At 72.0% G+C, this 15,747-nt stretch carries 19 protein-coding genes and 1 pseudogene; 8 read left to right on the forward strand and 12 right to left on the reverse strand.

Annotated elements, in window-relative coordinates:
- Window positions 1-163 precede the first annotated feature (163 nt).
- From AB0B86_RS09755 to AB0B86_RS09770, 4 genes are read right to left on the reverse strand one after another with little or no spacing between them, the layout of a single operon-like run.
- Window positions 164-328, reverse strand: a complete 165-nt coding sequence (locus tag AB0B86_RS09755) for a hypothetical protein (RefSeq protein WP_357408072.1) — start codon at window positions 326-328, stop codon at window positions 164-166.
- On the reverse strand, window positions 325-540 hold the full coding sequence (locus AB0B86_RS09760; RefSeq protein ID WP_278138146.1) for a helix-turn-helix transcriptional regulator: 216 nt from the start codon (window positions 538-540) through the stop codon (window positions 325-327). Before AB0B86_RS09760 ends, AB0B86_RS09755 begins: the two co-directional genes overlap by 4 nt.
- Window positions 540-1,019, reverse strand: coding sequence for a DUF2975 domain-containing protein (locus tag AB0B86_RS09765; protein WP_357408075.1), 480 nt, complete (start codon window positions 1,017-1,019; stop codon window positions 540-542). Before AB0B86_RS09765 ends, AB0B86_RS09760 begins: the two co-directional genes overlap by 1 nt.
- A gap of 31 nt (window positions 1,020-1,050) precedes the next feature.
- Window positions 1,051-1,695: a YdeI/OmpD-associated family protein gene (locus AB0B86_RS09770; RefSeq protein WP_357417202.1), complete on the reverse strand. Its 645-nt coding sequence runs from the start codon at window positions 1,693-1,695 to the stop codon at window positions 1,051-1,053.
- A gap of 92 nt (window positions 1,696-1,787) precedes the next feature.
- Between AB0B86_RS09770 and AB0B86_RS09775 the strand changes: the two genes are divergently transcribed.
- Complete coding sequence (locus AB0B86_RS09775; RefSeq protein ID WP_357408079.1) at window positions 1,788-2,525, forward strand: VOC family protein; 738 nt, start codon at window positions 1,788-1,790, stop codon at window positions 2,523-2,525.
- A gap of 120 nt (window positions 2,526-2,645) precedes the next feature.
- On the opposite strand, the pseudogene AB0B86_RS09780 reads toward AB0B86_RS09775, so the two are convergent.
- A pseudogene (locus AB0B86_RS09780) lies at window positions 2,646-3,739 on the reverse strand (DUF222 domain-containing protein).
- A 301-nt stretch (window positions 3,740-4,040) separates the two neighbouring features.
- On the opposite strand from AB0B86_RS09780, the gene AB0B86_RS09785 reads away from it, so the two are divergent.
- On the forward strand, window positions 4,041-4,916 hold the full coding sequence (locus AB0B86_RS09785) for a hypothetical protein (protein ID WP_357408081.1): 876 nt from the start codon (window positions 4,041-4,043) through the stop codon (window positions 4,914-4,916).
- A gap of 72 nt (window positions 4,917-4,988) precedes the next feature.
- On the opposite strand, the gene ligD is transcribed toward AB0B86_RS09785, so the two are convergent.
- Window positions 4,989-6,026: a non-homologous end-joining DNA ligase gene (ligD, locus tag AB0B86_RS09790; RefSeq protein ID WP_357408083.1), complete on the reverse strand. Its 1,038-nt coding sequence runs from the start codon at window positions 6,024-6,026 to the stop codon at window positions 4,989-4,991.
- A gap of 47 nt (window positions 6,027-6,073) precedes the next feature.
- Between ligD and msrB the strand changes: the two genes are divergently transcribed.
- Window positions 6,074-6,478 (forward strand): peptide-methionine (R)-S-oxide reductase MsrB, encoded by a 405-nt coding sequence (msrB, locus tag AB0B86_RS09795; protein ID WP_357408085.1) that lies wholly within the window; start codon window positions 6,074-6,076, stop codon window positions 6,476-6,478.
- 30 nt (window positions 6,479-6,508) lie between these two features.
- Here msrB and AB0B86_RS09800 read toward each other — a convergent pair whose 3' ends face one another.
- The 3 genes from AB0B86_RS09800 to AB0B86_RS09810 form a co-directional block, all read right to left on the reverse strand.
- Window positions 6,509-7,117, reverse strand: a complete 609-nt coding sequence (locus AB0B86_RS09800; RefSeq protein ID WP_357417206.1) for a DUF305 domain-containing protein — start codon at window positions 7,115-7,117, stop codon at window positions 6,509-6,511.
- A gap of 63 nt (window positions 7,118-7,180) precedes the next feature.
- Complete coding sequence (locus AB0B86_RS09805; RefSeq protein ID WP_357408090.1) at window positions 7,181-7,924, reverse strand: lytic polysaccharide monooxygenase; 744 nt, start codon at window positions 7,922-7,924, stop codon at window positions 7,181-7,183.
- A gap of 109 nt (window positions 7,925-8,033) precedes the next feature.
- Entirely contained in the window at window positions 8,034-8,309 is a 276-nt protein-coding gene (locus AB0B86_RS09810; RefSeq protein ID WP_357408092.1) for a glycoside hydrolase, read from the reverse strand.
- A 155-nt stretch (window positions 8,310-8,464) separates the two neighbouring features.
- Here AB0B86_RS09810 and AB0B86_RS09815 point away from each other — a divergent pair, with 155 nt between their 5' ends.
- The 4 genes from AB0B86_RS09815 (at window position 8,465) to AB0B86_RS09830 (ending at window position 11,665) form a co-directional block, all read left to right on the forward strand.
- Window positions 8,465-8,725 carry a Prokaryotic metallothionein gene (locus AB0B86_RS09815; RefSeq protein WP_355051720.1) on the forward strand — a complete coding sequence of 87 codons (261 nt, stop codon included), beginning with the start codon at window positions 8,465-8,467 and terminating at the stop codon, window positions 8,723-8,725.
- A gap of 284 nt (window positions 8,726-9,009) precedes the next feature.
- Entirely contained in the window at window positions 9,010-9,951 is a 942-nt protein-coding gene (locus tag AB0B86_RS09820; protein ID WP_357417209.1) for an EamA family transporter, read from the forward strand.
- Window positions 9,952-9,969: 18 nt separating this feature from the next.
- Window positions 9,970-10,425: a GNAT family N-acetyltransferase gene (locus AB0B86_RS09825; RefSeq protein WP_357417213.1), complete on the forward strand. Its 456-nt coding sequence runs from the start codon at window positions 9,970-9,972 to the stop codon at window positions 10,423-10,425.
- Window positions 10,426-10,543: 118 nt separating this feature from the next.
- Window positions 10,544-11,665, forward strand: a complete 1,122-nt coding sequence (locus tag AB0B86_RS09830) for a lytic polysaccharide monooxygenase (protein WP_357417215.1) — start codon at window positions 10,544-10,546, stop codon at window positions 11,663-11,665.
- A gap of 51 nt (window positions 11,666-11,716) precedes the next feature.
- Here AB0B86_RS09830 and hemQ read toward each other — a convergent pair whose 3' ends face one another.
- Genes hemQ through hemE form a run of 3 tightly spaced genes read right to left on the reverse strand, consistent with a single transcriptional unit; the run spans window position 11,717 to window position 14,929 of the window.
- The gene (gene hemQ / locus AB0B86_RS09835; protein WP_357408100.1) at window positions 11,717-12,418 is read right to left on the reverse strand and encodes a hydrogen peroxide-dependent heme synthase; all 702 of its coding nucleotides are present in this window, start codon (window positions 12,416-12,418) and stop codon (window positions 11,717-11,719) included.
- Window positions 12,415-13,827 carry a protoporphyrinogen oxidase gene (gene hemG / locus AB0B86_RS09840; RefSeq protein ID WP_357417218.1) on the reverse strand — a complete coding sequence of 471 codons (1,413 nt, stop codon included), beginning with the start codon at window positions 13,825-13,827 and terminating at the stop codon, window positions 12,415-12,417. Before hemG ends, hemQ begins: the two co-directional genes overlap by 4 nt.
- A gap of 4 nt (window positions 13,828-13,831) precedes the next feature.
- Complete coding sequence (gene hemE, locus AB0B86_RS09845; RefSeq protein ID WP_357408104.1) at window positions 13,832-14,929, reverse strand: uroporphyrinogen decarboxylase; 1,098 nt, start codon at window positions 14,927-14,929, stop codon at window positions 13,832-13,834.
- Between the two features lie 136 nt (window positions 14,930-15,065).
- Between hemE and AB0B86_RS09850 the strand changes: the two genes are divergently transcribed.
- Window positions 15,066-15,638 carry a DUF3000 domain-containing protein gene (locus AB0B86_RS09850; protein WP_357408107.1) on the forward strand — a complete coding sequence of 191 codons (573 nt, stop codon included), beginning with the start codon at window positions 15,066-15,068 and terminating at the stop codon, window positions 15,636-15,638.
- Window positions 15,639-15,747: the final 109 nt, after the last annotated feature.

Genomic DNA, 15,747 nt, shown 5'->3' on the forward strand with positions numbered 1-15,747 from the left:
GGCCGACGACCATCAAGACAGGCCACCCACCGGGAAAGGTTCGCGCCCGTTACTTGATCGTTATTAGGGAAGGGGTCGGTTCAGGCCGGCCGGCGCGCCTCGCACGGCCGGCCGCCGGCGCGCGCCTCGCACCGCCGGCCGCCGGACGGCGCGACTCGGACGGTTAGCCGCCGCCCCGGACGTTGCGGACGCCGAATGCCACAGCTCCGATGACGAGCACGACGCCCAGGAGCTGGAGGCCGGGCGAGTCGTCGGCCTCGCCGAGCACGATGCCGGCGACGCCGATGGCGACCGCGAGAACGGCGGCGACGGTCAGCGCGTACCTCATGGGGTTTCCTCCTCTACCCACTCGAGCAGATCTCCGGGCTGGCAGCCGAGCACCCGGCACATCGCTTCAAGCGTGCTGAAGCGGACGGCCTTGGCCCGGCCGTTCTTGAGCACCGCCACGTTGGCCGGCGTGAGCCCGACCCGCTCGGCGAACTCGCCGACACTCATCTTGCGTTTGGCCAACTCGACGTCGATGCGGACGACGATGGGCATCAGATCACCGCCTCCATGTCGGTCCGCAGGGTGGTTGCCTGCCGCAGCAGCGCACGCATCACCACCATGAGGAGGCCGAGCACCGTGACGCCCATCGTCAGCAGGAACAGCAGGATCGGTCCGCCCGGGTCGTCCGCGTTGAAGCCGACGTAGAGGAAGACCCCCACGAGCACCACCCACGCGGCGCCCACGGCCCACACGATCAGGTCGACCCACTTCAGGGACGCTTCGGTGAAGATGCGGTCGTTCTTGACCAGGCTGAGCAACTTCCACGTCGACACGATGACCACCTGGACGCACAGCACCCAGAAGACCGTCACGGCGGTCAGCGGCCACCGGAGGTAGGCGTGCTCCGGCGACTCCTGGGCCATGTGCGCGAACTGCCCGGGCAGCGAGAACGTCTGGAACCCGATCAGGACCACGAACAGCACCCCGAGGAAAACTCTGAGAGCGGCTACCGCTCGATGCTCTACAACCATGCATCGAGTTTCGCTCGCTACCTATCGAAAGTCAATCGGTCTGCCGAGGTTCGCCGCCCGGCTGCGGAGGCGTCGGCCCAGCGACCGGCCGCGCCTTCTGCGGGTAGAGCGCCTCGTGGCGGGCCAGCATGGCGACGAACTCGGCGATCTTCCGCTCGCGGGTCTGCACCCGCTTGACGGCGTTGAGGCGGTAGATGAGAGCAAACCGGTTGGCCTTGGTGAGCACGTCGAACATGGCCTGCGCGGCGGGTTCGGCGGCGATGGCGGCGAGCAGGTCGGCCGGCACCTCGGCCTCCGACGACGGCGCGTAGGCCGCCGACCACCGCCCGTCCGCCTTCGCGGCCTCCACGGCGGCGCGACCCGGGGGCAGCATGCGCCCCTCCGCCTCCAACCGCGCCACGTTGGCGACGTTGCGCTGCGACCAGGAGCTGCGCGACCGGCGCGGGGTGAACCGGATCCACGAGCTCTCCTGATCCCGTTTGCGGGCCTGCCCGTCGATCCAGCCGAAGCACAGCCCCTCGTCGACCGCCTGCTGCCAGGTGAGCGTCGTGGCCGCGCCGCCCTTCTTGGTAAGGGCGAGCCAGACACCCGGCGACGTGGCGTGGTGGGCCGACAACCACGCGCGCAGGGCGTCGGCATTCGCGACGATCAACTCATCCAGCTCCGGGCTCGCCATGCCGGCAGGCTAACCGCCACGGCCGACACCGACACCGCCACAGCCACCGGGGGGTCGACGCCGTCGGCCGCTCAGGACCTAGCATCGTCGCCATGGCAACGCGGCTCGTGCAGATCAACATGAAGGCCCGGGACGATTCCGCACTCGGCGGTTTCTGGGCGGCGGCGCTCGGCTGGGGAATCGCCAGCGAGGAACCCGGCGTGACGAACCTCGAACCCGAGGGCTTCACCTACCCCGATCCCGTCGCCGTGTGCGTCGACCTCGTCGTCTCCACGGAGCCCAAGACGGTGAAGAACCGCGTACACATCGACCTCGCCACCACCTCGGCGGCGCACCAGGCGCAGGTGGTCACGCGCCTGCGGGATCTCGGTGCGACGCTTGCCGACGTCGGCCAGGGCGACGCCCCGTGGACGGTGATGGCCGACCCGGAGGGCAACGAATTCTGCGTGCTGGACCCTCAGCCGCGCTACCGGGACACCGGCCCGATCGCCGCGGTGGTTGTCGACTGCGCCGATCCGCGAGCCATGGCCAGCTTCTGGGACAGCGCCATGGACTGGACCCTGCACGAGGTGACCGAGCACAGCGCGGTGCTGCGCTCCGCCAAGGGAGTCGGCCCGTATCTGCGGTTCGTCCGCACCCCCGAGACGAAGACCGGATGGAACCGCGTCCATCTCGACGTTCGCCCGTACCCGGGCGACGACCTGGCGGCCGAGGCGGCCAGACTGCGGACGCTCGGCGCCACCGACGTCGACCTGGGCCCGAACGAGGTCCCGTGGCAGGTCCTCGCCGACCCGGAAGGCAACGAGTTCTGCCTGCTCAGCCCCAGCTGATCCCGCACCCCACCATTCGCGCAGCGTGGCCACCGGACCGCCCGTACGCTGCGACGCACCCGGCGGCGGGGGTTCCGGGAGTCCCGTGCACCCCCGCCCGGTCCGAGCGGGCGGGGTCGGCTACGTCCGGCGGTGGTAGTGGTTGCGACGCGGGATCTGATCGGGGTCGAGCCAGGCCGGCGGCAGGAACTCCGGATGGCTGTCGTCGCCGAGCCGGACGACCCAGTCGGTCTGGTGCAGGTGCCGGTGATGGTGGCCGCAGAGCAGCACCGCGTTGTCGAGGCTGGTCGGGCCGCCGTCGGCCCAGTGCCGGATGTGGATGGCGGCGTCGCAGGCGAGCCGGCGCACCGTGTCGGGAGCGAGGCGCAGACCGACGTCGAGCGTGCCGGCGTGCAACTGCCGGGTCAGCTCGTCGAAGCCGGTGGTGACGACGAGCTGGGCCGGTTCGCCGCCATGCTCCGGCAGCTCACCGGTGCTCAGGGCAAGCCGGCACACGTCGGCGAGGGCGTCGTGGCGACGCTGGCCGGGGGTGCGCGTGTCGTCGGGCCCGCTGGGTGCGCTGAGCGGGTCGATGGCGGCGCGCACGAGCGCTGCGGTCTCCGCGTCGAGGGTGCCGCTGAGCCGTAGCCGACCACCGGTCTGCTCGGAGACTGTGACATGCCGGTCGCGGGTTGCCCGGGCGGCCTCGGCGTCCAGCGCCGCGTGAGCGGCGTCGGCGATCTCGGGGGCGACGTGGTCGAGGATGCGGGTGCTGAGCTTGCGAGCAGGGTGGGATCGAACTGCTCGGCCCATTCGACAAGCACCCCGACGGCCTTGTCGGCGACCTCCGACCCGGCGGCCGTCCGCACGGCGCTGACGGCCTCGACGATGACCCGGGCCTGCTCCAGGCTGACCGCGCCAGTGGCCAGCGCATCGCGCACCCCGGCCGGGGCGGCGTCGACCGAGGCGGCCAGGTCGACCAGCCGACGGGCGGCGGCGACGTCGAGCCGCAGCCGGTGCCGCAACCACACGGCCGTCGAGGACGCACCCTGCGCGACCGCGGTGCCCCGACCATCCAACTCCCGCACCAGGGCCAACCGCACCGCCGCCAGCCGCTGCTGAACCCGGTGCGCAGCGTCGAGCGCCGCGATCAGATCGTGCGCGGAGAGCGCCCAGGTGGGCGCGTCGGTGCAGGTCGCCACCGCGCTCTCCGCCCACGCCAACTCGTCGATCACATGCCGACATTAGAACAGGTGTACGACAACTTCCGTGGTGCTGCCACGCCGGCCGGCGCCGTCACCCTGACGGACCCTCGGGCACGTCCCTGGCCTGCGGCTCATCACCACACTCACCCACTTCGGCACCGCCACCGACGTCACCATCGCCGAGGTGCGACTGGAAGCATTCCTCCCGGCCGACGAGACCACAAGCGCCGCACTGGCCGAGCTCGTTACGTGGTGAACCAGGCATCCGCTCGTGCCGCCGGTGGGGCGCCCGGGGGCATCGCGCCGGCGAGCCGGCTGTCACTATGGCTGTGTGGTGCCGGTCGAGGAGAGTTTGCCGTTTCGATGGGACCTGGTCACGCCGGACCAGCTGGGAGCGTTACTCGATGGTGCCGCACCCCCGGACCTGTGGTTCCTCGATGATCTGGTCGCGTGCACAGGGAAGGTGCTGGCCCGCAGCGGGAACGGCGATCTGTACTTTGTCGGCAGATCGTTGGACTCGATGTTCGACCTGCTCGGTGGGATCCTCTCCGGGCCCATCGGCGTGCAGCGACTGCATCGGCTGCCGCTGTCGTTCCGGCGTCCGCCTGTCGAGTTCGGCGGCCCGCGGCGGCCGTTGACCTACGCCGAGGTGGCCCAGGGACGCCGCTTCCTGGCCGCCGTCGGATTGACGCCACATGAGTTGGCTCGGCGGGACCGGCCGGCGGTCCTGATCGACGTGGTCCATCGTGGTGGGACGTTCACCGAACTGTTCACCCTCGTGCGTGACTGGGTCGACCAGGAACGCGAGCCATGGTCGGTCATCCGCCGCAAGCTGCGCTTCATCGGTGTCACCAGCCGGACCAAGACCAGCCCGAACACGTACCGGTGGCACCAGCACGCCGACTGGACCCGGACGCTGCCAGCCGCCGCCGTGGTCAACGTGTCGCTGCGTGAGTGGGTCTGGTCGCACTTCGGGGACCATCAGGTGAAGTTGACCCGCTCGTTGTCCCCCGACCGGTGGCTGGCCGAAGCCGAAGGACCCGGCCGTGACGACAAAACCCGGCAGGCCCTCGCCGAGGCCGCCGCACTGGTGGCCTACGGCCGCAGCCGGGCCGGCCGCCACGCCGTCGCCGCTGCCGTGGGACGCGATCCGGCGCTCGAACAGGCCTGGCTACGCACCCTCGTCCTGAATCTCAAGAAGAGCTGAACGGCCGGCCAGCCAGGTGGCGCGGACGGTGAACCTCAGGAGCCGGCCCCGGGCAGCCGGCACCCAGCGCGCTCAGGCGCTCTCGCCCTCCGGGGCGCGCTTGGCGCGGCTCGGCTGCACCCGTTTGGGCTCGCCGGGCATCTTCGGGTGGTCCGGCGGGTACGGCAGGTCGCCCAGGCCGGCGGCGGCGTCCCGGTCGGCCCACTCCAACAGTGGGGTGATGTCCCACGGGGCGTCGTCGATGCCGGCGTGCGGGTCGCCGCGCTCGGCGAGCCGGGCCGGCACGGTACGCAGGTCGAAGTCGTCCGGGTCGACGTCGGGCAGCTCGTCCCAGCTGACCGGGGTCGAGACGGTGGCCCGGGCGTTGGCCCGCAGCGAGTACGCGCAGGCGATCGTCCGGTCCCGGGCCATCTGGTTGAAGTCGACGAAGACCCGGCTGCCGCGCTCCTCCTTCCACCAGGCGGTGGTGACCAGGTCGGGCTGGCGACGCTCCACCTCGCGGGCCAGCGCGATGGTGGCCCGGCGCACCTCGGTGAACGTCCACCGGGGCTGGATGCGCAGGTAGACGTGCACACCCCGGCCACCGGAGGTCTTCGGCCAACCGGTCACGCCCAGCTCGTCGAGGAGCGCGCGGACCTCCGCGGCGGCCCGCGCCGCGTCGGCGAAGTCGGTGCCGGGCTGCGGATCCAGGTCGATGCGCAGCTCGTCGGGTCGGTCGGCGTCGGCGGCGCGCACCGGCCACGGGTGGAAGACGATGGTGCCCATCTGCGCCGCCCAGGCCACGTGCGCCAGATCGGCCGGGCACAGCTCCGCGGCGCTGCGACCGCTGGGAAAGGTGATCTGCGCGGTCGTCACCCAGGGCGGCACGCCTCGGGTGGGCACCCGCTTCTGGAAGAACGCCTCGCCCTCGACGCCCTCGGGGAAGCGTTGCAGGGTGGTGGGCCGCTCCCGCAGGGCGCGCATGATCCCGTCGCCCACCGCGAGGTAGTAGTGGAAGACGTCCGCCTTGGTGAAGCCCCGCTGGGGGAAGATCACCCGGTCCGGGCTGCTCAGCCGTACGGTGTGCCCGGCCACCTCGACCTCGGTGACCGCTGCCTTGGTGCCCGCCATCTCGCGACCTTATGCCACGCCTCCGACGTTCGACGTACCGTTGACGGGTGAGTCTTGACGACAACGAGTTGCCCCGCACCGAAGACGAGTGGCGGGTCCGGTTGACCCCCGAGGAATTTCACGTCCTGCGGGAGGCCGGCACCGAACGCCCCTGGGTGGGCGAGTACGTGGACACCAAGACCCAGGGGGTCTACCACTGCCGCGCCTGCGGGCTTGAGCTCTTTTCCAGCGACACCAAGTTCGATTCGCACTGTGGGTGGCCGAGCTTCGACGACGCCATCCCGGGCCGGGTGAAGGAGATCGAGGACCGCAGCCTCGGTATGGCCCGCACCGAGATCCGCTGCGCCCGCTGCGACAGCCATCTCGGGCACGTCTTCCACGGCGAGGGTTTCACCCCGAAGGACACCCGACACTGCGTCAACTCGATCTCGGTCCGGCTGGAACCCCGCTGACCTGAGCGGCTTGGGTGCGGTGACGCGCGCTCACGGCGTACCCCGAAGCAGCTCGACCTCGGCGGTCCGGGACTGCTCGATCCGTCGGGCCAGGTCGCGGACCTGCGCGTCGCGGCCGACGCCGACCTGGGACCGGGCCAGGTCGGCGGCGGCCCGCTGGTGATCGGCGAGCACCTCGCGCAGTGCCCGGTCGACGTCCGCGTCCGGCGCGGTCCGCAGCCGGTCGAGCGCGGCGTCGTCGCCGTGCCCTTCGTGCTGGTGCGCGCCCGCGCCGGCACCCGGCCCGGCAGTGGACAACCAGCCGCGCATCACTGCCAACTCGTCGGCCTCGGTCGCCTCGATGGCGGCGGCCAGGGTGCGCAGCGCATCGTCGCGCACCCGACCCCGAGCCAGCGCGACGATCTGCAGGGTGCGTTCGCTGTGCCCGACCATCGTGGTCAGGAAGACCACGTCGATCCCGCTCATCGCCTCCGGCGCGGACCCGGCGCCCCCGGACCCGGATCCGGGCGACGCCGTTCCGGCCGGGGACGTGGGGCCCGGTTGCGGCACGAGCGGCGGGCTCGACGTGGGTGAGCCGCCGCAGGCGCCGGTGAGCAGCAACGCCGCGACAAGCGACACCAGACGGGTACGACCGGGCATGCCTGGTGCTCCGTTCACGTGGGGACGGCGACACGGGTGCGACAGGTGGCCACACCCGGGCGGTCAGACCTGCAACCAGAGCGCCGGTACGTTCGGCGGCTCCCAGCCGAGGATCGCCGTGTGGGCCTGCCGGCAGCGGTACGTCCGTCCGTCGAAGGTGACCTGGTCACCGACCTGGTACGCGCGGCCGGGCGTCCAGCTGCCGCCCGGGGCGGGCGTCGTGCTCGGGCTGACGGTCGGGGTGGGCCGTGGGGTGGGTGAGGCGCTCGGCGTGGGGGTGGGGGCCGGCCCGCCTCCGCCGCCGATCTGCACATCGATGCAGGAGTAGAAGGCGTTGGCGGTGTCGGAGATGTTCCACACCGCGAGGATCTTCTGCCGTCCGGAGAAGCCGCCCAGGTTGACGGTGTGCGAGACGGTCGCGCCCGGCTGCTGGCCGTTGCCGTTGACCACACCGACCCGGGTGTTGCCGATCCAGTATTCCCAGTTGCTTGTGGCGTGGCGGGCGGTGTTCACCCAGGTGAAGGTCAGCGAAGTGCCGACCGAGGTGGCCGGCCAGCCCCGGCTGTCGTCGTTGAGGACGGCGAACTGGGCGATGCCGGCGTTGCAGCTGCGCAGACCCTTGGGCCCCTCGACGCTCTGCGGCTCGTACCTGATCTGCCCGCAGTCGGGCACCCGGCCCTGAGCGCAGAGCGCCTGCCGGCTGGGCGGTGCGGAGACGTAGCCGTGCGCCTGCGCGGGGGCGGCGACGGTGAGGGTGGCGGCGACAGCACCGGCCGCCACCAGCGGGATGGTGATTCTTCGACGCATCGGGGCGGCTCCTTCTCCAGGGTCCGGTGGGTGCCCCCCAACATAATTTAAACATTGTTAACAGTAAAGACTCCCATCAATAAATCAATCGATGGCGACGACTCTGCCGTCAGAGGCGGAGCAGGCTGCCCCGGTCGTCGACCCGGTCGGCCGACTCGTCGTCCAACCAGACGCCGCCGGCGGCGAGGTATCGAAACACGTACTCCCCCGGCGGCAGCTTCACGGTGACCGTCCGCATGCCGTCGCGGCGGACCACCAACTCGTGTCGACCCGGCTCCCAGTCGTTGAAGGAGCCGACGACGCTCACCGGACCGGGCGGGGAATCCCGGGGAAGACAGAAGGTCACCCGGGTCTGGTTGCCGAAGAGCTTGTTGCGCTTGATCACTGTGGCCCTCCCGGGGGTTGCGGCGGTTCACCTGGCACAACGCACAACACGCCGGAGCCGACACGCCGCCCCGACCGCCGAAGAACGGCATTTCGGTGCAGGTGCGTCCGCATTGCGGGCATTCTGAGTCGGATGTCGTAATAGGGAGGTTGACCATGGCCACGTGCGAGGTCTGCGGCAACGACTACTGGATGGCGTTCGAGGTGCACACGGTCAGCGGCGACGTGCACACCTTCGACTCGTTCGAGTGCGCGATCCACCGGATGGCACCGATCTGCGAGCACTGCCAGGTGAAGATCGTCGGGCACGGCGTGGAGGTCAACGGCCGCTTCTTCTGTTGCGGACACTGCGCCCGCGCGGTCGAGGGCGCCGAGGGCGCCGAGATCCGCGACGCCGTCGGCGCCCGCCCGGCCTGACCGTCCATCCGGCCCGGCCCGGCCGCCCGGCCTGACCGCCGGCCCGACCTGACCGCCCGGCTCGACCGCCGGCCTGGCCGCGCGGGCCAGAAAGGCCGCGCCCGGTCCCACCGTCCTGCGGTACGGTCGTCGCCATGCGGCCACCGCTGGGTGTTCTTCCCCCACCGCGCTCCTGACCGGAGCGCCGTGCCCTCGCCGACCGGGTGACCGACCCGGCTCGGCCCCTTTCCGTACGCGCTCCGTCGACGTCGTCCCCGTCAACGGCTCACCCATCGGAGCGCTCCGTGTCCCTTACCCGTACCGTGCCGTCGGCCGCCTCGGCCACTGCCGCCAGTCCGGCCCGCACCGGCCTGATCCAGATCACCGTCACCGGCGTGCTGTGGGGCACCACCGGCGTGGCGGTGCAACTCCTGCGCGACAGCACCGGGCTCAGCCCGGTGAGCATCGGGTTCCATCGTCTCGCGATCGCCGCGCTGGTGCTCCTGCTGTGCACCGTCGGCCGGCTCGGCACACTCCGGTCCGCCCTGCGCGCGGCACCCGTACCGCTGCTGCTCACCGGCCTCGGTCTCGGCCTCTACCAGGCGCTCTACTTCGCCGCGGTGGCGTGGTCCGGGGTCAGCGTCGCCACCGTCGTCAGCCTGGGCCTGGCCCCGGTGCTCGCCGCGGCCTGGGAGTCGGTGCGCGCCCGACGCCTGCCCGGCCCGCTGCGACTGGGCACCCTTGTCGCGGCCGTGGTCGGTCTCGCCCTGATCACCGGCGCCACCGCCGACCCGAGCGCTGCGGCGCCCGCACCACTGTTCGGCCTGCTCGCCGCGGCCGGCTCCGGCCTCGGGTACGCGGTGACCACCCTGATCAGCCGGAACGTCTCGCAGCACACCGCACCGATGACGCTCACCACCATATCCACAGTGGTCGGTGCGCTGACCCTCGCGCCGTTCGCAGTTGTCGCCGGGGTCGGCGTGCCGGTACGCCTGGACACCGTGACCCTGCTGCTGCACCTCGGCGTGGTCACCACCGCACTGGCGTACGCGTTGTTCTACGCCGGGCTGCGTACCACCCCGGGCAGCGTCGCCGCCGTGCTGACCCTGCTCGAACCGCTCACCGCCGCGGCGCTGGCGGTGGCGCTGCTGCACGAGCCACTCCCGCTGCCGGTCATCGTCGGCGGCGTGCTGTTGCTCACCGCCGTGGCCGCCACCTACCTGGCACCACGGCCGGACAATCCCTGACGGGCCTACCATCGGTGGGTGCCCCAGCAGACCACCGAACTCCGGACGGCGTCCTTCGCCGACCTCAACGCCCGCACCTTCCACGACCTGCTCAAACTGCGCATCGACGTGTTCGTTGTCGAACAGCACTGCCCCTACCCGGAACTCGACGGACGCGACGTGGAGCCGGGCACCCGGCATCTCTGGCTGACCGACGGCGGCCCGCCGCTGGCGTACCTGCGGATCCTGGTCGACCCGGACGGCACCGCCCGGATCGGTCGGGTGGTGGTCGCCCCGCAGGCGCGCGGCGGCGGGCACGCCGGCCGGCTGATGAGCGCGGCGCTGGAGGTGGTGGGCAACCGGTCCTGCGTGCTGGAGGCCCAGTCGCACCTGGTCGCCTTCTACACCCGGCACGGCTTCGCGGTGAGCGGCCCGGAGTACGTCGAGGACGGCATTCCGCACACCCCGATGCGCCGCGACGTCATTGACGGGTGACGATCTAACTGGCATGGTTCCGGGTAGAAACGTCGCAGGAGCCAGCGACTAGGCGCGGGAGTGGGCAACTCCCGTCGATCCGGGTGTCGTCGTCCGACCTCATCCCCCCGGGGGCTCCATGTCCACTCTCACCCGATCACGACGCGTGCTCTGGTTGCTCGCCATCGCGGCGACCAGCACGCTCCTGTTGACGACCGCACTGAACACCATGCAGGCCAAGCCTGCCTCGGCGCACGGGTCGGTCGTCGACCCGCCCTCGCGCAACTACAGCTGTTGGCAACGTTGGGGTGGCGACTTCCAGAACCCTCGGATGGCCACTGAAGACCCGATGTGCTGGCAGGCCTGGCAGGCCGACCCGGCCGCCATGTGGAACTGGAACGGCCTGTTCCGCGAGGGCGTGGGCGGTAACCACCAGGCCGCCGTGCCGAACGGCCAACTGTGCAGCGGCGGGCGCACCCAGAGCCCGCGCTACAACTCGTTGGACACCATCGGCGCGTGGAAGACCACATCGGTGTCGAACAACTTCCGGCTGCGCTTCTTCGACCAGGCCAGTCACGGCGCCGACTACATCCGGGTGTACGTGACCAAGCAGGGCTTCGACGCGCTCACCGAGCCGCTCGGCTGGGACGACCTGGAGTTGGCCGGTCAGATCGGTAACACTCCGGCCTCCCAGTGGAACCCGGACACCGGTGGCGTCTCCATCCAGATCCCGGTGAACGCGTCCGGGCGCACCGGACGGCACATCGTCTACACCGTCTGGCAGGCCAGCCACCTGGACCAGTCGTACTACCTGTGCAGCGACGTCACCTTCGGGGGCACGAGCAACCCGACGACGCCGCCGCCGACGACCCCGCCGCCCACCACGCCCCCGCCCACCACTCCTCCGCCGACCACCCCGCCGCCCACCACCCCGCCGCCGACCACCCCGCCGCCGGCTGGGGCCTGCTCGGCGACGTACCAGGTCACCGGCCAGTGGTCCGGCGGCTTCCAGGCCGAGGTGAAGGTGACAGCGGGCGGCTCGCCCACCCGAGGCTGGTCGGTGAGCTGGAACTACAACAACGGCCAGCAGGTCACCTCGTCGTGGAACGCGACGGTCAGCACCAACGGCACGCTGGTCACCGCCCGCAACGCCAACCACAACGGCACCCTCGCCGCCGGCGCGAGCACCACGTTCGGATTCCTCGGCTCGTGGAACGGCAGCAACCCGGTTCCGCTGGTCTCCTGCACGACGACCAGTTGATCCCCGGCCGGTGCCGCACCCGGGCGGGGGTGCGGCGCCGGCCGGCGGGCGTCAGACCAGGCAGTTGACGATCTCGGCGACCGAGCGGCGGCGGCCCGTGTAGAACGGGACCTCCTCACGGACGTGCCGGCGGGCGCCGGAGGCGCGCAGGTCCCGCATCAGGTCGACGATCCGGTGCAGCTCGTCCGCCTCGAAGGCGAGCATCCACTCGTAGTCGCCAAGCGCGAACGAGGCCACCGTGTTGGCGCGTACGTCCGGGTAGCCGCGGGCCATCTTGCCGTGCTCGGCCAGCATCTCGCGCCGCTCGGCGTCGGGCAGCAGGTACCACTCGTAGGAGCGGATGAACGGGTACACGCAGATGTAGGGGCGGGCCTCCTCGCCGGCCAGGAACGCCGGGATGTGGCTCTTGTTGAACTCCGCCGGCCGGTGCAGCGCCATCTGCGACCAGACCGGGGTCAGCGCCCGCCCCAGCGTGGTGCGGCGGAACCGCAGGTACGCGTCCTGCAGCGCGTCGCTCGACGCGGAGTGCCACCAGATCATCACGTCGGCGTCGGCGCGCAGGCCGGCGACGTCGTACACGCCGCGGACCACCACGTCCTTGCCGGCCAGCTCCTCGAAGAGGGACTCGACCTCACCCGTGACGTTGTCGCGCAGCGACGGCAGCGGGGCGCTGGCCCGGAACACCGACCACATGGTGTAGCGGATGCTGTCGTTCAGCTCCCGCAGCCGGGCCGCGTTTGTCTGCTCGGTCATCTCGCCGATCCTCCAAGTGCTGTGATGATCTCGTCGGCCGCCGTCTCGCCGGAGCGGACGCAGATCGGAATGCCGACGCCGTCGTAACCGGCGCCGGCCAGGACCACTGTGGGGCACGCGGCCCGTAGCGCCGCCCGGGCGGTGGCGACCCGGTCGGCGTGCCCCGGGGTGTACTGCGGCAGCGCCCCGCCCCACCGCTGCACGTGACCGTCGACCGGGGCGGGCAACGGGGTGCCGAGCACCGCCGACAGCTCCCGGTGCACGGTGGCCGCCAGGTCCGCGTCGGGGCGTTGCAGATGTGCCTCCTCGCCATAGCGGCCCACCGAGGCGCGCACCAACGCCACCCCGTCCGGCCGGCGCAGGTGCCCCCACTTGGTGGTGAAGAAGGTCGCCGCCTTGGTCAGCAGGCCCTCGGTGCTGGGCACCAGAAAGCCGGACAACTCGGGCAGTCGCGGTTCGGGTAGCGCCAGCGTGACAAGCGCGACGCTCGCGTAGTCCAACTCCCCGACAACCGCCGCGGCCGCCGGGGCCGGGCCCGCGAGCAGCCGGGCCGCCGGTCGCGCCGGCACCGCCAGCACCACGGCGTCCACGTCCACGAATTCCGGGTCACGGGTCGGGCCGACGGTGAGCCGCCAACCTGTCTCGGTCCGGGTCACCTCGCGGACGGCGGCGTCCCGCCGTACCGTCGCGCCGCTGGCTGCCACGGCGGCCTCGACCAGGGTGCCCAGCCCACCGACCAGGGTGCCGAAGACCGGAGCGCCGGGAGCGCGCGGCGCGGCGGCCTGCGCGGCCCGGACCGCGCCGGTCAGGGTGTGCTCCACCCGGGCCGCACGGGCCAGCGCCGGCATCGTCGTGACCAGGGAGAGATCGTCGGCGCGGCCCGCGTACACGCCGCCCAGCATCGGGTCGACAAGCCGCTCGACCACCTCGTCGCCGAACCGGGACCGGACCAGCGCGCCCACCGCGACGTCCGCGTCCGGTCCGACGAGTGGCCGCCCGTCGTCGGTGTCGGCATCCGCGGCCGGGCGGGCGACCGCTGTCACCCGATCCAGATCCCCGGGTACGCCCACCAGGGTGCCGCCCGGGATGGGGCGCAGCCCACCGTCGATGACGAGCGCGGCCTGGCCCACCGTCGGGTGCACGATCCGGTCGGCCAACCCGAGCCGCCGGATCAGGGCCACCGCTGCGGACTCCGCCCCGGCCGGGTCCCGCATCAGGAACGACTCGGCTCCGAACTCCACAGGCTGGCCGGCCAGCTCCCCGGTACGGAGCTTGCCGCCCAGCGCGCCGGACTGCTCGTACACGGTGATCTCGGTGCCGGCCGGTGCGCGGTCGCGCAGGCGGACCGCGGCGGCCAACCCGGCGATCCCGCCGCCGACCACCGCCACCCGCCAGGGCTGCCGCGTCACCGTGTCAGCCCTGGTCGGCCCGGCGGCTGGAAAGCTCGTGCACCAGCGCGACCACCCGGGTCAACACCTCCGGGTCGGTCTCCGGCAGCACCCCGTGGCCGAGGTTGAACACGTGCCCGGGGGCCGCCCTGCCCTGCTCCAGGATGCGGCGCACCTCGGCCTCGACCACCGGCCACGGCGCGAACAGCACGGCCGGGTCCAGGTTGCCCTGCACCGCCTTGTCCGGGCCGATCCGGTGGGTGGCCACGTCCAGCGGGGTACGCCAGTCGACGCCGACCACGTCCGCGCCGGCCTCGCCCATCGCGCCGAGCAGTTCGGCGGTGCCCACCCCGAAGTGGATCCGCGGCACCCCGGCGTCAGCCAGCCCGCTCAGCACGGCGCTGGAGTGCGGCAGCACGTAACGGCGGTAGTCGGCCTCGGACAACGCGCCCGCCCACGAGTCGAACAGCTGCACGGCCGACACGCCGGCCTCGATCTGCACCCGCAGGAAGGCGAGCGTCATCTCGGCCAGCCGGCCGCAGAGCGTGTGCCACAGCTCCGGGTTGCCGTACATCAGGGCCTTGGTCTTCGCGTGGGTCCGCGACGGCCCACCCTCGACCAGGTAGCTGGCCAGGGTGAACGGCGCACCGGCGAAACCGATGAGCGGGGTGTCGCCCAGCTCGGACACCAGTTGCCGGACGGCCTCGTCCACGTACGGGACGTCGTCGCGGGTGATGGGGCGGATCCGCTCGACGTCGGCGACGGTGCGGACCGGCTCGGCGACCACCGGGCCGGTGCCCGGCACGATGTCCAGGTCGACACCGGCCGCCGCGACCGGCACCACGATGTCGCTGAACAGGATCGCGGCGTCCACGCCGTGCCGGCGCACCGGCTGGAGCGTGATCTCGGTGACCAACTCCGGGCGGCGGCAGGACTCGAGCATCGGCACGGACGCCCGGATCTCCCGGTATTCCGGCAGCGAGCGACCCGCCTGGCGCATGAACCAGACCGGGGTGTGCGGGCCGGGCCGGCGCTGGCAGGCCCTGACGAAGGGCGAGTCGGCCGGTCCGCCGGGGCGGGGTTCTCCGTCTCGGGCGACAGTGCCCGTGGTGTCCGTGGTCATCGCCGCAATCGTGCCACGCCCACCACCCCCACCCCACCTGGGGTGAAGGGAAGAGCGACAGCTGAGGGCCTCCGGCGGCGCACGGGTGTCGGCGCGCCGTCGAAGCCGGCGGCCGACTGCGGCATAGGCTGCGGACATGGCCCCCCCGATCGCGCTCCCGGAGACGTTCGCCCGCGCGGTCGCCGGGTTGCGATCGGCGACCCCCCGGCCGGAGATCACGCTGGAGGAGGTCGGTGCCCCCCAGCGGCTGGCCCCGTACGCGTTCGCGCTCTCCGCGACAGTGCTGCGCGACGGCGACGAGGTGGCGACCGGCCGGTTGATCCTGCTGCACAACCCCGTCGGCCACGAGGCGTGGCAGGGCACCCTGCGGTTGGTCACCTACGTGACCGCCGAGTTGGAGGTCGACCTGGCCGCCGACCCGCTGCTGCCCGGTGTCGGCTGGACGTGGCTTACCGACGCGTTGGACGCCCAGGGTGCCGGCCACCGGGCGATCGGCGGCACTGTGACACAGACCATGTCGACCCGGTTCGGTGACCTCGCCGGCCCACCGACCGTCGGCGACATCGAGATCCGCGCCTCGTGGACGCCCGTCGACGACGAGCTGACCCCGCACCTGCTCGGCTGGTGCACGCTGCTCGCCTCCACGGCTGGCCTGCCCCCACCGGGGGTCACCGCCCTGTCCGACCGCCGGGCGGCCGGCGCAGCCTGATCGCACCGGTCAGGGGCGGGCGGTCACGGGAGGACGCGGTTCGATGGCACCTAGCAGCACGAACGGGCTTTGTCCGCTGGAACGTCCGGTATCCACGGGGACACCTCGT

It is taken from the genome of Micromonospora sp. NPDC049047, assembly GCF_040649135.1.
Taxonomy (GTDB): domain Bacteria; phylum Actinomycetota; class Actinomycetes; order Mycobacteriales; family Micromonosporaceae; genus Micromonospora.